Source organism: Novosphingobium sp. YAF33, from assembly GCF_052113265.1.
Classification (GTDB): domain Bacteria; phylum Pseudomonadota; class Alphaproteobacteria; order Sphingomonadales; family Sphingomonadaceae; genus Novosphingobium.
Genome location: NZ_JBFRCW010000001.1, coordinates 551,058 through 568,754, shown reverse-complemented (window position 1 = coordinate 568,754; position 17,697 = coordinate 551,058). Strand labels below are relative to the sequence as shown.

The 17,697-nt window shown below is 65.7% G+C and carries 15 protein-coding genes; 8 read left to right on the top strand and 7 right to left on the bottom strand.

Annotated features, from left to right (window positions below; translation table 11 throughout):
• Positions 1-30 precede the first annotated feature (30 nt).
• Entirely contained in the window at positions 31-585 is a 555-nt protein-coding gene (locus AB4Z00_RS02655; RefSeq protein WP_132268427.1) for a GNAT family N-acetyltransferase, read from the top strand.
• Between the two features lie 118 nt (positions 586-703).
• A complete protein-coding gene (locus AB4Z00_RS02650) occupies positions 704-1,558 on the top strand; it encodes a MipA/OmpV family protein (protein WP_431567950.1) in 855 nt (284 codons plus the stop codon).
• Between the two features lie 17 nt (positions 1,559-1,575).
• Here AB4Z00_RS02650 and AB4Z00_RS02645 read toward each other — a convergent pair whose 3' ends face one another.
• Complete coding sequence (locus AB4Z00_RS02645; protein WP_442044869.1) at positions 1,576-2,169, bottom strand: uracil-DNA glycosylase family protein; 594 nt, start codon at positions 2,167-2,169, stop codon at positions 1,576-1,578.
• Between the two features lie 186 nt (positions 2,170-2,355).
• Here AB4Z00_RS02645 and AB4Z00_RS02640 point away from each other — a divergent pair, with 186 nt between their 5' ends.
• Positions 2,356-3,720 (top strand): FAD/NAD(P)-binding protein, encoded by a 1,365-nt coding sequence (locus AB4Z00_RS02640; RefSeq protein WP_442044867.1) that lies wholly within the window; start codon positions 2,356-2,358, stop codon positions 3,718-3,720.
• Positions 3,721-3,919: 199 nt separating this feature from the next.
• Here the strand turns inward: AB4Z00_RS02640 and AB4Z00_RS02635 are convergent, their stop codons facing one another.
• From AB4Z00_RS02635 to AB4Z00_RS02620, 4 genes are all read right to left on the bottom strand, one after another.
• Positions 3,920-6,205, bottom strand: coding sequence for a TonB-dependent receptor (locus tag AB4Z00_RS02635; protein WP_134093974.1), 2,286 nt, complete (start codon positions 6,203-6,205; stop codon positions 3,920-3,922).
• Between the two features lie 73 nt (positions 6,206-6,278).
• Positions 6,279-7,514, bottom strand: a complete 1,236-nt coding sequence (locus AB4Z00_RS02630; protein WP_314464060.1) for an MFS transporter — start codon at positions 7,512-7,514, stop codon at positions 6,279-6,281.
• Positions 7,515-7,860: 346 nt separating this feature from the next.
• Positions 7,861-8,988 carry an LLM class flavin-dependent oxidoreductase gene (locus tag AB4Z00_RS02625; protein ID WP_442044864.1) on the bottom strand — a complete coding sequence of 376 codons (1,128 nt, stop codon included), beginning with the start codon at positions 8,986-8,988 and terminating at the stop codon, positions 7,861-7,863.
• Positions 8,943-9,863, bottom strand: coding sequence for an aldo/keto reductase (locus tag AB4Z00_RS02620; protein WP_442044862.1), 921 nt, complete (start codon positions 9,861-9,863; stop codon positions 8,943-8,945). Before AB4Z00_RS02620 ends, AB4Z00_RS02625 begins: the two co-directional genes overlap by 46 nt.
• Positions 9,864-9,893: 30 nt before the next feature.
• On the opposite strand from AB4Z00_RS02620, the gene AB4Z00_RS02615 reads away from it, so the two are divergent.
• The gene (locus AB4Z00_RS02615) at positions 9,894-10,982 is read left to right on the top strand and encodes a Gfo/Idh/MocA family protein (protein ID WP_442044860.1); all 1,089 of its coding nucleotides are present in this window, start codon (positions 9,894-9,896) and stop codon (positions 10,980-10,982) included.
• Positions 10,983-11,579: 597 nt separating this feature from the next.
• The gene (locus tag AB4Z00_RS02610) at positions 11,580-12,200 is read left to right on the top strand and encodes an outer membrane protein (protein WP_132268439.1); all 621 of its coding nucleotides are present in this window, start codon (positions 11,580-11,582) and stop codon (positions 12,198-12,200) included.
• 108 nt (positions 12,201-12,308) lie between these two features.
• On the opposite strand, the gene AB4Z00_RS02605 is transcribed toward AB4Z00_RS02610, so the two are convergent.
• On the bottom strand, positions 12,309-12,938 hold the full coding sequence (locus AB4Z00_RS02605) for an SOS response-associated peptidase family protein (RefSeq protein ID WP_442044858.1): 630 nt from the start codon (positions 12,936-12,938) through the stop codon (positions 12,309-12,311).
• Positions 12,939-13,177: 239 nt separating this feature from the next.
• Here AB4Z00_RS02605 and thiC point away from each other — a divergent pair, with 239 nt between their 5' ends.
• The 3 genes from thiC (at position 13,178) to AB4Z00_RS02590 (ending at position 16,275) form a co-directional block, all read left to right on the top strand.
• Entirely contained in the window at positions 13,178-15,082 is a 1,905-nt protein-coding gene (gene thiC / locus AB4Z00_RS02600; RefSeq protein ID WP_134093979.1) for a phosphomethylpyrimidine synthase ThiC, read from the top strand.
• A 135-nt stretch (positions 15,083-15,217) separates the two neighbouring features.
• Entirely contained in the window at positions 15,218-15,511 is a 294-nt protein-coding gene (locus AB4Z00_RS02595) for a hypothetical protein (RefSeq protein ID WP_132268444.1), read from the top strand.
• Positions 15,511-16,275, top strand: a complete 765-nt coding sequence (locus AB4Z00_RS02590; RefSeq protein ID WP_442044855.1) for a DUF72 domain-containing protein — start codon at positions 15,511-15,513, stop codon at positions 16,273-16,275. The genes AB4Z00_RS02595 and AB4Z00_RS02590 overlap by 1 nt, the downstream gene beginning before the upstream one ends.
• Before the next feature lie 42 nt (positions 16,276-16,317).
• On the opposite strand, the gene AB4Z00_RS02585 is transcribed toward AB4Z00_RS02590, so the two are convergent.
• Entirely contained in the window at positions 16,318-17,475 is a 1,158-nt protein-coding gene (locus AB4Z00_RS02585) for a phospholipase A (RefSeq protein ID WP_442044853.1), read from the bottom strand.
• Positions 17,476-17,697 lie beyond the last annotated feature (222 nt).

Genomic DNA, 17,697 nt, shown 5'->3' with positions numbered 1-17,697 from the left:
GGGCACGGGCTTTGCGGCATTGTGATGACAATGACCGAGGAATTGACCGTCTGCAGCGCTTCTATCGAGGATGCCGCAGCCATTACCGAGATCTATGCACACTATGTGCTCGAAAGTACCGCAACTTTCGAGACGGAGCCGCCTGACCTTGCGGAAAGCGAGCGCCGGATCCGCGATATCGTCGATGCCGGCTATCCATTCCTCGTCGTGCGCGAAGGCGGCGCGGCAGGCGAGCAGGGCCGCGTGATCGGCTTCGGCTTCGCCCATCGCTACGGCCCGCGTGCCGGTTATCGCTACAGTGTGGAGACGACGATCTACGTCGCACCGGCCTGCATCGGGCGGGGCATCGGCGGACGCCTGCTCGCCACTTTGCTCGAAGAGTGCGAAACGCGCGGTTTCCGGCAAGCCTTCGCGGTTATTGCCGAGAGCGAACCGGCCTCTGTCGTGCTTCATGCCCGCGCGGGTTTCCGCCCGGTTGCGACGCTGGACGGGGCGGGGTGGAAGCACGGCAAGTGGCTCGACGTCTTCCTCATGCAGCGCCAGCTGGGCGAGGGCGACCAGAGCCTTCCGCAACAGGCCGCATGATCCGGGTCGGATAAAGTTCCCGAATATTTTGCCATTTTTTCAATCCATTCCGGAGGTACTCCGGGGCAACCCTTAGGGGTGTGCAGGCGTTGCGCGGGGAAACCTGACAAGGATTCCCATGCGCATACCCCTGATCGCCGCTCTCGTTTCCGGCGCCTGCATCTCCGCTTTTTCGGCAACGGCTGCCTTGGCGCAGGACGCCGACGCTTCCGACAACGTCTATGAGCGCGATCACCTGACGATCGGCGTCGGTGCCCTCTACGGCCCGAGCTACGAAGGTTCGGACGATGAGACCTTCTCGCCCATCCCGGTGGTGCAGGGGCGTTACAAGGGCATCGAGGTCAATCCCCGTACCCGCGGCCTTGCCTTCAACCTCATTCCTTCGACCCGCGGCTCCAAGATCGACTTCTCGGCCGGTCCGGTGTTCGGCGTGTCGTTCAACCGCAACCGCCGCATCAAGGACGATGTCGTGCGCGCCGCCGGCAAGCTCGATGCCGCCATCGAGGTGGGCGGAACGGCGGGCGTGACGGTCAATCGCCTGCTCAATCCCTACGACTCCCTCACCGTTTCCGCGGATGTGAAGTGGGACGTCAACGGCGCTTACGGCGGCATGGTCTGGCAGCCGCAGGTGACCTACATGACCCCGGTCAGCAAGGCGATGGTCGTGGCGGTGAACGCCCGCGCCCACCATGCCGACGGCGACTACGCCCGCTATTACTACTCGGTGACGCCCGAGCAGTCCGCCGCGTCCGGCCTGCCGGTCTACGAAGCGAAAAGCGGCTGGGACACGGTGGGTCTGGGCGCCCTGGTCGGCTACGACCTCTCGGGCGACTTGCGCGACGGCGGTTTCGCACTGTTCGGAGCGCTCAATTACTCGGCCATGCTGAAGGACGGCAAGAACACGCCCTATACGTCGCTTCGCGGCAGTTCCGACCAGTGGACCGTCGGCGCGGGCATCGCCTACACCTTCTGAGGCGGTCCGGCCGCCCTTCAGCCGCGCAGTGCGTGCCGGACGCGTTCGCGCAAGTCCGGCAGCACTTCGCCCTCGAACCAGGGGTTGCGCGCCATCCATATGCGGCTGCGCCAGGCAGGATGCGGCAGGGGGAACAGTCCCTCCGGCGCATCCCGCCATCGGTGCACGGCCTCTGTCAGGTTCGGCGCGAAACCACGCGGCAGGTAGCGCTTCTGGGCGTATTGGCCCACAAGCAGCGTGAGCCGAAGTCCCGGCAACGCTGCGAGCAGGCGGCCGTGCCAGAGCGGCGCGCAGGCCGGCTGCGGCGGCAGGTCGCCGCCTTTACCTTTGCCCGGATAGCAGAATCCCGTCGGCATATGGGCGACGAGCGCGGGATCGTAGAATGTCGCGCTGTCGATCCCGGTCCAGTCGCGCAGACGGTCGCCGCTGTCGTCATCGAAGGCGTGACCGCTGGCGTGGACCTTGCTGCCCGGCGCCTGCCCGATGATGACCAGCCGCGCGCCGGGCGCGGCCTGCACCACCGGCCGCGGAGCGTGGGGAAGACGGTCCTCGCAGAGGCGGCAGGCACGAATGGCCGTCAGCAGGTCGGGAAGATCGGTGGCAAGCGACATTGTCCTCGTTCAGATGGCGCGCCCCTGGCCTCTCCGCAAGCTGGACCGGAATGAAAGGGCGAAATGCGAGGACCGGACGGCTCGTCGATCCTCAGGGCCGGGATGTCACATTCTCAACCAATTAAGTTGATAATACCCGCCACCTGTCGCTAGACAGGCGCATTACATACCCAACGGAGCTTGCCCTTGAATACTCAGAACGGAACCGGCGCGCTTCCTGTCGCGATCGTGGGTGCGGGGTTCAGTGGAACCCTGCTGGCGATCAATCTCCTGCGCAACGGCGTCCGCGTCGTCCTGATCGAGCGCAAGGACGCCCAGCTTGCCAAGGGCCTGGCCTTCGGCACCCGCTGGCCCGAGCATCTGCTCAATGTCCGCGCCGCCAACATGAGCGCTTTCCCCGACGACCAGGCCAATTTCCTGCGCTGGATCGGCCATGCCGGAGACGAGCAGGCCAACCGCTTCGTCCCGCGCCTCTCCTACGGGCTCTACTTGCGCGAATTGCTGATCCGGGCGCTGGCCGATGCCGGGCAGGACGCCCTGATCGTCAACGGGGAAGCCTGTTCGACCCGGTTCGAGGACGGCCGCGTCGTCGTCGAGATGGCGGATGGGGATTCCATCGAGGCCCGGGCGCTCGTGCTGGCGCTGGGAAATTTCCCGCCTTCGCCGCACCCCGTCCTCTCCCCCATCCCCGAGGATCGCCGCTTCACCGACCCCTGGCAGCCCGGCACGCTGGAGAAGATCGACGAGATCGACCACGTCCTGCTGATCGGCACCGGGCTGACCGCGGCGGACATGGTGCTCTCGCTTGACAAGGCGGGCTTCAGGGGCCGGATCACCGCACTTTCGCGCCGCGGGCTCAAGCCGCAGGCCCATTCGGAAAGGGGGCCCTCGGTCGATTACGTGCCAGCGCCCGAAGAACGCGGATCGCACCTGATCGCCCGCGTTCGCAGGCGCGCGGGGGACATCGGCTGGCGCGCCGCCGTGGACGAGCTGCGTCCGCATACCCAGAATCTCTGGCGCCGCCACGATGAGGCCGGGCAGCGCCGTTTCCTGCGCCACTTGCGCCCTTACTGGGATGTCCACCGCCACCGCCTTGCCCCGGACGTCGCGCGGCGCATTGCCGAGATCGAGGCCGAAGGGCGGCTGGAATTCGTCGCGGGCAAGCTGGTCGGCGCGGAGCCTACGGAAAGCGGGGTCGCCGTGACGTACCGCCCGCGCGGGGAGGACCGGCTGGTGCGGCTGGAGGTATCGCGCACGATCAATTGCACCGGCCCCGAGGGCGATCTCATGCGCAGCGGCGCGCCGCTGGTGAAGGACCTGCTCGCCCAGGGCAAAGTGCGCTCGGACGCGCACCGGCTGGGGCTGGACGTCGATCATCTCGGCCGGGTTCGGGATGGCGGCGGCGAGCCGCAGGACACGCTCTTTGCGGTCGGTCCGGTCACCAAGGGAGAGGCCTGGGAGATCGTCGCGGTGCCCGATATCCGGCGGCAGGTGTGGAACCTCGCGCGCTATCTGGCGGATGCGCATTGGGTTGGGGGTGAGGGGCTTTAAGGCAGGGAGAAGACCCGGGGGATGATCCCCCGGACCCTCGGAATGTCACCGTTGCGCGCACCCTGTCCGTCGTGCGCTCCCTGCGGCGCAGCCATTATGTCTCCCGACGCCGCCATGGGCGCACCACGCTATTGGTCCGCGTGACCTTGACAGTGTTGGGGGAGCAGGGGGGCTATGCTCCCCTGCTTCTCCCTTTTCCTCAGAACTCCTTGCGCAGCATGATCCCGCCGTAGCGCTTGTCGTCACGCGGGACGTAGCGGACGATCCCGGCCAGCGTGCCGTTGGCGAGGAAGTTGGAGTAGCTCTGGTTGGTGATGTTCTTCACGAACCCGCGCAGCTGCCAGCCGTCGTTCGCGCCGATCAGCGCCACGCTGCCGTTCCAGATGTAATAGCCCGGCTGGATCGTGCCCGGCGTCTCGGTCAACTGGTACTGCGTGCGGCTCTTGAGCGTGATGTCGGTCTGCACTTCGAGGTCGATCGCGTCCGACAGGGCGAAGCGGTAGGCGGCGTTGCTGTAGAGCTTCCACTTCGGCGCGAAGGGCAGGACTTCGCCGTTGATGTTGCAGCTGGACGGCGCGCCTTCGGGGCAGATGAAGTTCAGCACCTTGGCGTCGGTATAGGCCACCGAGGTGTCCAGCGAGAGACCCGGGATCGGGCGCAGGCCGAAGTCGAGTTCCACGCCCTTGGTCTGCACGGTTCCGGCGTTGATCAGGCGGGTGACTTGCGCGCCGCCGACCACGTCGTTGTAGTTGGCCTGGTAGTTGTGGAACTTGGTCGAGTAGACTGCCAGCGCATACGTGATCTGGTGGCCCAGCGCCGAGCCCTTGATGCCGCCCTCGAACGAGTCCGAAGTTTCCGGCTTCAGCGCGATCTCGTCCAGCGGCGTGGTCGCGTTGAGCGAGCGCATGTTGAAATAGGCGTTGTAGGCCGGGCCCTTGTAGCCGCGCGAATAAGTGAAATAGGCCTGGTTGTTCGGTAGGAAGTCCGCCTGGAGGCCGCCGCGATAGGAATCGCCGCGGGTCGAGGTGGAGCCGGCCGAATTGTGGTAGGCACGGATGCCCGCCACGTCGAGCGCGGTCGATCCCGAATTGGTCGGGTCGTTGCTCGACGTGCGGACGTGATAGTAGCTGAGGTCGTCCCAGGTCGAACGATAGCCGGCGATGGCACGCAGCCAGGGGGTGAAGTTGAAATTGGCCTCACCGAACAGGGCGTAGTTGTCGCTGGTCACCCCATAGTTCGCCACGCCCGACACCACGTTCTCGGCACCGGAAATCAGGCGGGTGAGCGTGCGTGAATAGACTTCGTCGGTCTTGGCGTGGAGGTAGTAGGCGCCCACGACGTAGTCGATGAACTTGCCCTTGGGCGAGGTCAGCCGCAGTTCCTGCGAGAACTGCTTGTTGTCCACGATGCCGCGGTCGTCGCCTTCGGGGAAAGTGGCCGAAAGCTCCGAAAGGGCGTCGTAGTCCTGGTGCTGGCGGTTCTTCCATTCGCGGTAGGCCGTGATCGAGGTGACGGTGTAGTCGCCCAGGCCCCACTCCGCGGTCAGCGAGCCGCCGTAGTTCTTGTCGCGCACGTCGGTGTCGAAGTTGGTGCTGACTTCGCGGTTCTCGGCGCCGGGGGTGATGCCCTGACCGGCGAGGAACGAGGCAAGCGCCGGGGAATTGGTCACCGCGCCGGTGGGATAGGCGATCTGGCTGGTACGCAGGTAGACGCCGCTCGGGGTGGTGTCGTGCGAGTAGAGGTAGTCGCCCGAGAGGGTGAGCTTCAGGGTGTCGGTGGGCGTGGCTTCGATCTTGGCGCGGGCGCCGTAACGCTCGTAGCCGTTGACCTCGTTGCCGGTGGTGACGTTGCGGACGTTGCCGTCGTAATTGGCGTAGAGGCCGTCGATCCGCGCGGAGACGTTCGGGGCAAGGCCGCCGGTGACGCCCGCCTTGATGCGGTATTCCTCATCGGTCGTGGCCGAACCTTCGGCGTAGGCGTGGAATTCCTGCGACGGGGCCGCGGTGACGACGCTGATGACGCCGGCGGAGGCGTTCTTGCCGAACAGTGTGCCCTGCGGGCCGCGCAGCACTTCGATGCGCGAGACTTCGCCCACGTCCAGCGTGGCCTGGCCCGGGCGGGTCAGCACGACGCCGTCGAGCACGGTGGAGACCGAGGATTCCACACCCGGCGAGGTGCTGATGGTGCCGACGCCGCGGATGAAGACCGTGCGGTCCTTGTTGGAGGCGCCGTTGCGGAAGTCGACCGAGGGCACCGTGGCGCTCAGGTCCTGGAGGTTGTGGATCGCGCGGTCGTTCAGCGATGCGCCGCTGACGGCGGTAATGGCGATCGGCACTTGCTGCAGCGATTCGTCGCGGTAGCGCGCGGTCACGACGATCTCGCCGGACGCGGTGTCCGGTGCCTCGTCGGCATAAGCGGCGGCCGGGAACAGTACCGCGGAGGCCAGCAGCAGGGTGCGGGCGGCGCGGAGCGAGGTCATGGTCATTCGGATCTCCCTTGGTCGCGCGGATCTATAGTCAACCGTTTTGGTTGAGAAAGATAGTTTTCCTTTAGTCGCCCTATGCGTGGGACGAGGTGGTGTCCTCTGCCGGGACAATCCGGGGCATGGTGAGCTGAATCCAGCCGAGTGCAAGCAGGTAGGAAACCGCAGCAAAACCGAAGAGCGGGCCGTAGCCCAGCCCCGCCGCCAGCACGAGACCGGCGATCTTGCTGATCGCGGTGCCGCCGAGGTTGCCGCAGAACGCGCCGAAGCCGGTCACGCGGCCCACTTTGTGGCGCGGGGTCACGTCGGCGATCAGGCCGAACAGGTTGGTCGAGAAGCCCTGGTGCCCGGCCAGGGTCAGCGCCATCAGGCCCACGGCGGGCCAGTAGCCCTCGACGTATAGCGCCAGCGGCACCGGCACCACGCAGAGCGCGGAAATCAGCATCAGCGTCTTGCGCGTGCGGTTGGCGCTCCAGCCGCTGGAAAGCAGGCGGTTGGCCGCGAAGCCCGAGATCAGCGAGCCCGCTGCCGAGCCGCAATAGGCCAAGGCCAGCGGCGGCCCCAACTCGGTGCCGGAGAGGCCGAACTGCCGGTTGAAGTAGTCCGGCATCCAGAACAGCATCAGCCACCAGGTCGCGTCCGACAGCACTTTGGCCAGGGCGATGGTCCAGGTACGGCCTTCCTTCAGGAACAGCTTGTCGCCCGAAATCAGGTTGCCCGTGGCGGAAGGCTGGCGGTCGCCGAAGTCCACCCCGCGCGACGCCAGGAGCCAGGCCGCGACCCAGAACAGGCCAACCACGCCCGCCAGCACGAAGGCGGCGCGCCAGCCCCAGACCGCCGCGACCACCGGGATCGCCAGCGGCGCCAGGATCGCGCCAAGGCTGTTCATCGCATTGGAAAGCCCGAAGCCCAGAGAGCGCAGGTTCGGCGGGAAGATCGTGGCGATGGTCTTCACACCAGCGGGTGTGCCCATCGATTCCGTGGCGCCCAGCCCGACGCGGCAGAGCACGAACTGGCTGAAACTGTGCGCCCAGCCATGAGTCATCGCCGCCAGCGACCACGCCGCCACGCCCGCCGCATTGGCCCATTTCGCACCCAGCCGGTCCACCAGCCACCCCGCCGCGAGGAAGCCGAACGCCGCGCCGGCCTGGAACCAGGCGGCCAGGGTGCCGTAGTCGTCGTCGCTCCAGCCGAGATCGGCGGCGATCGTCGGCTTCAGTACCGAGATGATCTGGCGATCCACGAGATTGAGCACGCCCGCCGTCAGCGCGAGAGCGAACAGCAGCCAGCGGCGGCGCGGGGACAGGGTCATGCGCGGCACGTCCGGGCTTTGGGGAAAATCTGCATCCCGGATCGTCTAGCGATGGGGGAGAGCAGGGGCGAACAAGAAATTCTAGGGCAGAGAGGGAAGAGAAGTCCTGGGGGATGATCCCCCAGACCCTCGGAATGTCGATGCCGTGCGCTACCGATCCGTCGTGCGCTCCTTGCGGCGCAGCTTGTATGTTGCCGACGCAGTCAATGTCCGCCCCGGCCTCTTTTGCTCTCCCAACTCGTCATTGCGAGGAGGCGAAGCCGACGCGGCAATCCAGAGCGGCGCGGAACCGCTCTGGATTGCTTCGCTGCGCTCGCAATGACGAAGATTGGCTGGGGTATTGAGGTTAAAAAGCCAGCGGCCCGTGATCGATCCGGGGCAGCACATGCCGCGCGAACAGGTCCGCCTCGCGCGCATGGGGGTAGCCGGACAGGATGAAGGCATCGATCCCGGCCTCGCGATAGGCCTGGAGCTTGGCCAGCACCTGATCCGGATCGCCGACGATCGCCGCGCCGCAGCCCGAGCGGGCGCGGCCGATGCCGGTCCAGAGGTTGTCCTCGGCATAGCCGTCGTCGCTGGCGGTCTCGCGCAGCGCGGCCTGCGCCTGCACGCCGACCGACTGGGAGTCGAGCGAACGCGCGCGGATCGCCGCGCCCTCTGCCGCATCGAGGCGGGAGAGCAGGCGGTCGGCCGCGCCGCGGGCTTCCACTTCGGTCTCGCGCACGATGACGTGGACGCGGTAGCCGAAGCGCATGGCGCGGCCGTATTTCGCGGCGCGGGCGCGCATGTCGGCGATGGTTTCCTTCACCGCTTCCATGCGGTCCGGCCACATCAGGTAGACGTCACAGCCCTTGGCGGCCACTTCTCGGGCGGGTTCGGAAAGGCCGCCGAAGTAGAGCGGCGGGCACTTCGAACCCGGTGCGATCATGCGCGGCGCATCCAGCTTCAGGTTCCAGAACCGGCCCTGATGGTCGAGCGACCGGCCCGAGAGCAGGGTGCGCAGGATCTCGATGGCCTCGGTGGTGCGTTCGTAGCGGGCGGGGCCGTCGAGCGTTTCGCCGGGCATCTCGCTGGAGATGATATTGATGTTCAGGCGGCCGCCGCCCTCGCGGCCACCCAGGATCTGGTCGATCGTGGCGATCTGGCGCGCGAGCTGGGCCGGCCACATCTCGCCGATGCGCACGGCCATCAGCAGCTTGATGCGGCGGACCTCGGCGGCGATGGCGGCGGCAAAGGCGGTGGTGTCGATGCCGAGCGCATAGCCGGAAGGCAGCAGCACATTGTCGAAACCGCCTTCCTCGGCGGCCATGACGATGTTGCGGCAATGCTCCCAGCTGGAGCGCAGCATCGGGTCCGGCTGGCCGAGGAATTCGTAGTCATCGTCGCAGAGCGCCGAAAACCAGCTGATCTCGCAAGGGTCCAGCGCGCTCACGGCAGGCGTGCTCCCATCGCGGCTTCGAGCACCGCATACCATTCCGGCGCCGTCCATTCGACCTTGAGCGCATCGCGCGAGGCGAGGATGCGCTCGGGGGTCTGCGAGCCGACGATGGGAATCGCGCGCGAGGGGTGGGCCATGATCCACGACAGTGCGGCAGCGGCAGCATCGGTGCCGTAACGCGCGCCTTGCGCGGCGATCAGCTTCGCGACGGGGTCTTGCGAACCGGCGGCAAGGCGTCCGCCGCCCAGCGGCGACCATGCCAGCACCGCCACGTCGCGGGCCATCGCCTGGTCGAGCGTGCCGTCATAGAGCGGCGCATAGCGCGCGGCCGAGAACTCGGGCTGGGTCGAGACGATGGGGAAGGGCAGGTAGGCCTGAAGCGCGTCGAATTCGGCCGGGCTGTAGTTGGAAACGCCGATGGCCTTGACCTTGCCGCTCTCGACCATGGCGCCCAGCGTTTCGGCCACGTTGCGCGGGTGGGCCAGGAAGTCGCGGCGGTGGATCTGGTAGAGTTCGACCGAAGGCAGGCCAAGACGGTCGAGCGAGGCTGCGAGCGCCTTGTTCAGGTAGTCCGGGCTCGAATCGTAGGGCACGCCCAGGACGATGCCGCCCTTGGTGGCGATGGTCATCCGTTCGCGCAGGTCCGGGCGGGCGGCGAGCGCCTTGCCCAGCAGCAGTTCCGCGCCGCCGAAGCCGAGCGCGGCGTCGCAGCCGTAGATGTCGGCGGTGTCGAACAGGGTCACGCCTGCCTCAAGCGCCGCCTCGATGCGGGCGACAATGGCGCCGATGTCGTCGTTACCGTCGGGTCGGGCGAGCCGCCACATGCCCCAGGCAATCGGGAAAACGGAAATTCCGCTCTTGCCGAGCGGGACGGGTTGGGCCGATAGGCGCATCGTCGTTGGGGAGGTCATGGATCGCCACATGGCACACGGAGTTGCGAAATGGTAGATACGCTGCGTTACGGAATTGTCGGAACCGGAATGATGGGTGTCGAGCACATCCACAACCTCAAGATCCTCGAAGGCGCCGAAGTGGTTGCCATCGCCGATCCCGAGCCGACCTCGCTCGGCTGGGCCAAGGATGCCCTGGGCGACAAGGCCGAAGGCGTGGCCGAATATGCCGACAGCGCCAGCATGATCGCCAGTGCCGGGCTCGATGCCGTGGTGGTCGTCTCGCCCAATTTCACGCACCGCGCGGTGCTGGAGCCGCTGCTGGACAGCGACGTGGCGATCCTCTGCGAAAAGCCGCTCTGCACGACGATGGCAGACGCGCGCTGGGTGATGGAGCGGGCCGAGGCCCGCAAGGCGCCGTTCTGGACGGGCATGGAATACCGCTTCAGTCCGCCCGCCAAGGCCTTCATCGACGAGATTCACGGCGGCAAGGTCGGCCGTCTGCAGATGCTCTCGATCCGCGAGCATCGTTTCCCGTTCCTGGTGAAAGTGCGCGACTGGAACCGTTTCTCGGTCAACACCGGCGGCACCATGGTGGAGAAGTGCTGCCACTTCTTCGACCTCATGCGCTTGATCACCCGTTCGGAGCCGGTGCGCGTCTACTGCTCGGGCGCGATGGACGTGAACCACGTCGACGAGCGCTATGACGGCCGCCAGCCCGACATCATCGACAACAGCTTCACCACCGTGGACTTCGCCGACGGCAGCCGTGCGCTGCTCGACCTTTGCATGTTCGCCGAGGGCGCCGAACATCAGGAAGAGATGAGCGCGACGGGCGACAAGGGGCGCCTCGACGTGCTGATCCCGCCGGGCGATCTCGTCTGGTCGCCGCGCGTGCCGTGGCCGGGACCGAAGGCGGTCGAGCGTTGGCACGTCGCGGTGGACGAGGCGGCGATGGATGCCGGCTCGCACCACGGCGCGACGTTCTACCAGCACGAGGCCTTCGCCCGCGCCGTTCGCGGCGAGGGCGAAGTGCAGGTGACCGCGCGCGACGGGTTGATGGCCGTGGCCATCGGCGCGGCGGCGGAACTCAGCGCGCGGGAGAAGCGCGTGGTGGAGATGGCCGAACTGCTGGGCTGAAGCACAGGCGCTGAATGCTGATTTGAAGAAGGCGTTGAAGAAGGCGTCGTCCCGAACTTGATCCGGGACCGCTGGCAGAGCCGCGCCCAATGTTCAGCGGGGCGCCGTTCTGCCATTTAGCGCCTAAAGAACCGCCAGCGGTCCCGGATCAAGTCCGGGACGACGTGTTTCTCTCCCCAACCTTTCGTCATTGCGAGCGTAGCGAAGCAATCCAGAGTCGCGCAGAGCCGCTCTGGATTGCTTCGCTACGCTCGCAATGACGAAGGGGGAGGGGGGAGGGGCGCGCTTTTTCCTGCATCCTCACCCTACCTCCAACGCCCGAACACGCGGGCGCCGGACGGAGAGACCGGTTCCCGGCCAAGGCAAAATAAGTTCGGCGACCATTTGGCGCGAAACCGCGATCCCGACGATCAATGGGCTCCAGACCCGCGGAAATGCAGGCAACCGGCCGGACAATGTCCGGAATTCCGCTTTGTGGAACTGTTGCACAGCCGTCACATATCGACCCACTTGCGCCCGGGATATACCCCTAATGGGCAACTTTGACCGTAGGATCGCCGTTTCCCGGTGACCCCCGACCTACTTCAAGGACCTATTATGAATATCAAAGCCACCACGATCGCCGCGCTTTTCGCGGCGGGGATCGCCGCGCAGCCTGCGTTCGCGCAGGAAGGTTCTGAAGTCGCTTCGAACGGCACGAGTTTCCGCGGTATCCGCGTCGAAGCCAATGCCGGCGGCGATCGCTTCCAGTCCGAAGGCAATCATAACGACAAGTTCGGTTATGGCGGCACCGTCGGCTTCGACGGTACGCTGGGCGACCGCTTCGTGATCGGCGCCGAAGGCAGCTACTGGCGCCCCGGCAACGGCAATGAGAACTGCACCGGCCTGGCCGACGGCAACAGCATCTGCCACAAGGGCTTCGAGGAATGGGGCGCCGCCGTGCGCGCCGGCTACCTCGCCACCCCGCAGCTGCTGGTCTTCGCCAAGGGCGGCTACGTCAACGGCGAACAGCGCCGCCGCATCGACGGCCCGACCGGCGACACCCTAGTCTACGATCACTACAAGGCGGACGGCTATCAGGTCGGCGGCGGCGTGGAATACACGCTCACGCAGGGACGCCTGCCGGTCTACGTCAATGCGCAGTACGTCTATTCGGACTACCACGGCCACTCGGCACGCCAGCGCGTGATGGGCGGCGTCGGTATCCGGTTCAAGTAATCCCGTAATCCGCGATTCTTCGCAGGGAGTGACCCGGGCCGTCTTTGCGGTGGCCCGGGTTTTCCTTGTCCAGCTTTCCCGCGTCCGGCCTTTTTTCTGCGCCCGCCCTCAGGCGCCCGCTACGCGCAGCGTCGTGAGCGAGGACGAATAGGGCACCACCAGCGCCGCCGCGCGCTTCCAGTCCCCCCGCAGCCAGAGATCGTGTGCTTCGGCCGGGAGGATCACCGGCATCGCGTCCCGGCCCTCGGCCCGCAGCGCAGCATTGGCCTCGCACGTGAGCAGGGCGAAGCTGGGCACTTCGCTGTCCTTCCACACAGCGGCCATCGCGAAGATCGGCTGGTCGGCAGCGCCGAACCAGTTCTGGCGGCGCTTGCCGTCGCGCGGGTCCACCTTGCCCCATTCCATGAACGCAGTGGCGGGCACCAGGCAGCGGAACTCGCTGTTGCGCAAGTTGCCGATCCAGAACGGGCTTTCCAGATTGCGCATGGTGAGGATGCCGTGGCGACGCTCGCCAAAGGCGGCGGGCGGGGGCGGCACACCCCAGAGGCGCGGCACCATGCGGCGCGGCTGGCGTTGCTCCGGCCGGGGTCCGGCCACGAATTCGCGCCCCATCGTCACCACCGGCGCGAACCCGCCACCCGAAACCGGGCCGCCGCGCCACGGGTCCTCTCCGGCTGCGGCGCCCATGGCACGGGCGACATCGCGGGCGGGTGCGTCGAGGCGATAGATGATCGGCATGTCGCCGGTCGGCCTAGACGGACGGGATCGCCCCGTCTATCGTCCGCCCATCCCCGGGGAGCTTGTGCCCAAGGTTTTCGTTTTGCGAGAACCGGAAGGAAACAAATGGCTGAGAGGGGCAGGTCACGCTGCCCGACCCGTTGAACCTGAACCCGTTAACACGGGCGGAGGGAAGGGCGGGCCACAGGACTCATCTGTCGCGACCTTTCTTTCGTCCATAAGCCCTAGGAAAATCGCTTATGGCCGACATCAATTCCACACTGGAAATCCCCCTCCCGGCAGGGCACTTTGATGTTACCACCGGGCCCATTCGCGGGTCGAAGAAGATTCATGTCGGGCCGCTTGGCGTTGCCATGCGGGAAATTTATCTGGAGCCGGGATCGGGCGAGGCGCCGGTGCGTGTCTACGACACCTCCGGTCCTTATACTGACCCGAACGTCACCATCGACATTTCCGCCGGCCTCGCCGCCAAACGTCGCGATTGGATTCTCGCCCGCGGCGATGTGGAGGACTATGCAGCCCGCGCGGTGAAGCCGGAGGACAACGGCCAACTCGGCCCGGACCGCTCGGGCGGCGTCCCGGCCTTCCCCAACGTCGTGAAGCGCCCGCTGCGCGCCAAGCCAGGCATGAACGTCAGCCAGATGCACTACGCGCGGCGCGGGATCATCACGCCGGAGATGGAATACGTAGCCGAGCGAGAGAACCTCGGCCGCGCGATGCTCAAGGAATATGCCCGCGACGGTCAGGACTGGGGCGCCGCCATCCCCGACTACGTCACGCCGGAGTTCGTGCGTGAGGAAGTGGCGCGCGGCCGGGCCATCATCCCCTCCAACATCAACCACCCCGAAAGCGAGCCGATGGCGATCGGGCGCAATTTCCTGGTCAAGATCAACGCCAATATCGGCAACTCCGCCGTGGCCTCCGACGTGGCGAGCGAGGTCGACAAGATGGTATGGTCGATCCGCTGGGGCGCGGACACAGTGATGGACCTCTCTACCGGCCGCAATATCCACGACACCCGCGAATGGATCATCCGCAACAGCCCCGTGCCGATCGGCACCGTGCCGATCTACCAGGCGCTGGAGAAAGTCGGCGGCATTGCCGAGGATCTGACCTGGGACGTGTTCCGCGACACGCTGATCGAACAGGCCGAGCAGGGCGTGGACTACTTCACGATCCACGCCGGCGTTCGCCTGCCTTTCGTGCCGCTCGCAGCCAAGCGCGTGACCGGGATCGTCAGCCGCGGCGGTTCGATCATGGCCAAGTGGTGCCTGGCGCATCACCGGGAATCGTTCCTCTACGAACGCTTCGACGAGATCACCGAGATCATGAAGGCCTACGATGTCGCCTATTCGCTGGGCGACGGCCTGCGCCCCGGCTCCATCGCCGACGCCAATGACGAGGCGCAGTTCGCCGAACTCTACACCTTGGGCGAACTCACCAAGCGCGCCTGGGCGCAGGACGTCCAGGTAATGATCGAGGGGCCGGGCCATGTGCCGATGCACAAGGTGAAGGAGAACATGGACAAGCAGCTTGAGGCTTGCGGCGAGGCGCCGTTCTACACCCTCGGGCCGCTCGTCACCGATATCGCGCCGGGCTACGACCACATCACCAGCGGCATCGGCGCGGCCATGATCGGCTGGTACGGCACGGCGATGCTCTGCTACGTCACGCCCAAGGAACACCTTGGCCTGCCCGACCGCGATGACGTGAAAGTCGGCGTCGTCACTTACAAGCTGGCCGCCCACGCCGCCGATCTCGCGAAAGGCCACCCCGCCGCCAAGGTCCGCGACGATGCCCTCAGCCGCGCCCGGTTCGAGTTCCGCTGGCGCGACCAGTTCAACCTCAGCCTCGATCCCGACACGGCGGAGCAGTACCACGACCAGACGCTTCCGGCCGAAGGCGCGAAATCCGCGCATTTCTGCTCGATGTGCGGGCCGAAGTTCTGCTCGATGAAGATCAGCCAGGAAGTGCGGGATTTCGCGGCAAAGCAGAACCAGCCGAGCACCGGCTTCATCGCGGCGGAAGAAGGCGGCAAGCTCGCCATTTCCGAGGCCGAGGCGGGCATGGCCGAAATGAGCAAGGTGTTCCGGGAAACCGGCAGCGAACTCTACATGGGCGCAGGAGTCCGCGAACACGACTGAGCGTATCGAAGCCGGTTGGAGATAACGCCGTCCCGGGCCCGGCCCGGGACGGCGGCCCATTCCGGCCTCAGCAATTCCCCTTCGCAGGAAACGATTGCGCTGCTACCATCGATTTCCATCTCGAAGGGTTCCCGAATGCCCCGCAATTCCAATGGCGACTGGATGAAGCTCGCCCATGACAGCTACTGGCTCTGGGCCGAATCCATGATGGTCATGGGAATGCGTACCACCGACATGATGACCGGGCGGGGCAGCAACCGCGAAAACATGCTGATGGTCACCGAAAAGCTCCAGGCCAATGCCGAACTGGCGATGAAGCTGGCGACCGGCGGTCTGGCCTCTCCGGAACAGACCGCGCACAAGGCCGTGCGCCACTATCGCAAGCGCGTTACCGCCAATCGCCGCCGCCTTTCGCGAAAGAAGGCCTGATGAGCGCCAGGGGGCCGGGCGAAGTGCACGTCGGCATCGGCGGCTGGAGCTACGACCCCTGGCGGGAAACCTTCTATCCCAAAGGCGTGTCCAAGGCCCGCGAGCTGGAATATGTCGGCCAGCACCTCACCGGTACCGAGATCAACGCCACCTTCTACGGCCGCCAGAAGCCGGCCAGCTTCGCCAAGTGGCGCGATACCGTGCCGGACGGGTTCAAGTTCGCGCTCAAGGGCTCGCGCTACTGCACCTACCGCAAGAACCTGGCTGAAGCGGGCGAAAGCGTCACCAACTTCGTTGAGCAGGGCCTGGTCGAGCTTGGCGACAGGCTGGGGCCGATCAACTGGCAACTCGCCGCCACCAAGCAGTTCGACCCCGACGAGATCGCCGCCTTCTTCGCCCTGCTGCCGGCAAAGCAGGAAGGCCTGGTCCTGCGCCACGCCATCGAGCCCCGGCACGAGAGTTTCCGCGATCCGGCTTTCCTGGACCTCGCCCGCAAGGCCGGCGTCGCGGTCATTCTCGCCGACAGCGCCAAATACCCCGCCTTCGAAGACGCGGCCGAGGACAGCCCCTTCATCTACGCCCGCCTCCAGAACGCGCAGTCGGACCTCGAGCAGGGCTACCCCTCCACCCAACTCACGCAATGGACAAAGCGCGCGCAGGATTGGTCGAAATCCGGCAAGGACGTCTTCCTGTTCTTCATCAACGGCGCCAAAGAACGAGCACCCGCTGCGGCAATGGCGCTGATCGAGAAGTTGAAAAACTGAGCCGCCGAACGAGAGCGCGACGGCTCGTTTCCCTGCCGTCTTTTACCGGGTGATCGCGAAGCCGATACGAAGCCGGCTCATGCGCCGGTTGTAGTCGAACAGGCTTTCGCCGTAGCCGGTGAAGCTCTGGACGAAGAGATAGAAATTCGGTCCACCCACGATCCGATCGATCGGATAGGACAAGTCGGTTTCCAGCGCACCCTTGCCCGAATTGAAGTTATACCGCCCCGAGGCCGAAAGCAGCAGGCCGTCGTCCTTGCCAAGGCTGACGTCCAGCGACGTCGCGCCGCGGTACGTCAGGATATCCGGGTTGCCTGCTTTGCCGCCTACCAGCAGCATTGCGCGCGGGGCCAGCGAGAGCCGGTAGCCGTCGCCCAAGTCCTGACTGATGGTAGGCGAGATATAGACATTGTTGACGCTGCGGCCCTGGATTTTGCCTGAGCGACCGTTCGATTCGTGTTGAAGGCCGACCTGCAATCCCGCACCTGTATGTCCGGAGAGGGCAAATTCCGGTGTCCGGTAGAACAGTTCCGGCAAATAGTTGGCATCGCGGAACGACGAATCGGATGCGATGTCCCAGAACAATTTGTTGGTGAAACCGAAATAGAGGCCATCCCGCCAACTCGGCCGGGCGCCATCGCTATGACTGCCAAGCAAATGATACTTGAAGCTGAGCTGGACGCGCCATTCGCTGTCCTTGGCATTTCCGAAGACGACGTAGCTCGGCTCGTAAGGCGAAAAATCGGTAAGAAAGCCGTTCTCTTCTCTTTCGAGTCGCGATTGCACGGGGCGATGTCCCGCCCCGCTGGTCGCCGCATTAGCCATCGGAGCAGCGGCCGAAGTAGCGGGAGCGGTCTGCTCCGACGCCATAGCGAGCGCAGGCGCAGATTGCGCCGGACCAGCTGCAACCTGGGCAGTATGCCATAGAGGAATGCTGATGAGCGGGGCGTGTCCTGCGGCCCATGGGTGTCCGCCAGCTGCCAGCCTGTAGTGGGCCTTTGCAAAACCGCCCGGTGCCACTGTCAGGCTGGCAGGCGTCTCGATCGACCTTTCTAGCGCGGCGATTTCCACCTTGCTGCTGCGCATTTCGGCATCGATCCTGGCCGGAATGTCAAAGGATCTTCCCGAGTCACCGTCATTGACCAGCAGAACTTCCACCAGGACGGAGCCATCCGCCCCGGTCTCGATTTCGGTGATCACTGCCTCGCGAAGAGGTTCCGCACACGCCGTCTGGGCGCAAAGCGCCGCCATTAGGGCGCTAGCGCCCGCAATCGTTTTCAATTTATGTCACCCTGTGCGCCCGATTATTTCTACCGCATCTGCGAAATGCGGAGAATTTGCAAAGCAAAATCAATCCGTAACGGTTTTTTCGGGCGAGAAATGGGTGCAAATCGGATGCGTTTTCGCAGGCTGTCGAAGGCT

Bases quoted from the DNA above. Each gene is read 5' to 3' on its own strand.
- AB4Z00_RS02655 (WP_132268427.1), top strand. From the start codon at position 31: ATGACCGAGGAATTGACCGTCTGCAGCGCTTCTATCGAGGATGCCGCA.
- AB4Z00_RS02650 (WP_431567950.1), top strand. From the start codon at position 704: ATGCGCATACCCCTGATCGCCGCTCTCGTTTCCGGCGCCTGCATCTCC.
- AB4Z00_RS02645 (WP_442044869.1), bottom strand. From the start codon at position 2,169: ATGTCGCTTGCCACCGATCTTCCCGACCTGCTGACGGCCATTCGTGCC.
- AB4Z00_RS02635 (WP_134093974.1), bottom strand. From the start codon at position 6,205: ATGACCATGACCTCGCTCCGCGCCGCCCGCACCCTGCTGCTGGCCTCC.
- AB4Z00_RS02630 (WP_314464060.1), bottom strand. From the start codon at position 7,514: ATGACCCTGTCCCCGCGCCGCCGCTGGCTGCTGTTCGCTCTCGCGCTG.
- AB4Z00_RS02625 (WP_442044864.1), bottom strand. From the start codon at position 8,988: ATGGTATGCGGTGCTCGAAGCCGCGATGGGAGCACGCCTGCCGTGAGC.
- AB4Z00_RS02620 (WP_442044862.1), bottom strand. From the start codon at position 9,863: ATGACCTCCCCAACGACGATGCGCCTATCGGCCCAACCCGTCCCGCTC.
- AB4Z00_RS02615 (WP_442044860.1), top strand. From the start codon at position 9,894: ATGGTAGATACGCTGCGTTACGGAATTGTCGGAACCGGAATGATGGGT.
- AB4Z00_RS02610 (WP_132268439.1), top strand. From the start codon at position 11,580: ATGAATATCAAAGCCACCACGATCGCCGCGCTTTTCGCGGCGGGGATC.
- AB4Z00_RS02605 (WP_442044858.1), bottom strand. From the start codon at position 12,938: ATGCCGATCATCTATCGCCTCGACGCACCCGCCCGCGATGTCGCCCGT.
- thiC (WP_134093979.1), top strand. From the start codon at position 13,178: ATGGCCGACATCAATTCCACACTGGAAATCCCCCTCCCGGCAGGGCAC.
- AB4Z00_RS02595 (WP_132268444.1), top strand. From the start codon at position 15,218: ATGCCCCGCAATTCCAATGGCGACTGGATGAAGCTCGCCCATGACAGC.
- AB4Z00_RS02590 (WP_442044855.1), top strand. From the start codon at position 15,511: ATGAGCGCCAGGGGGCCGGGCGAAGTGCACGTCGGCATCGGCGGCTGG.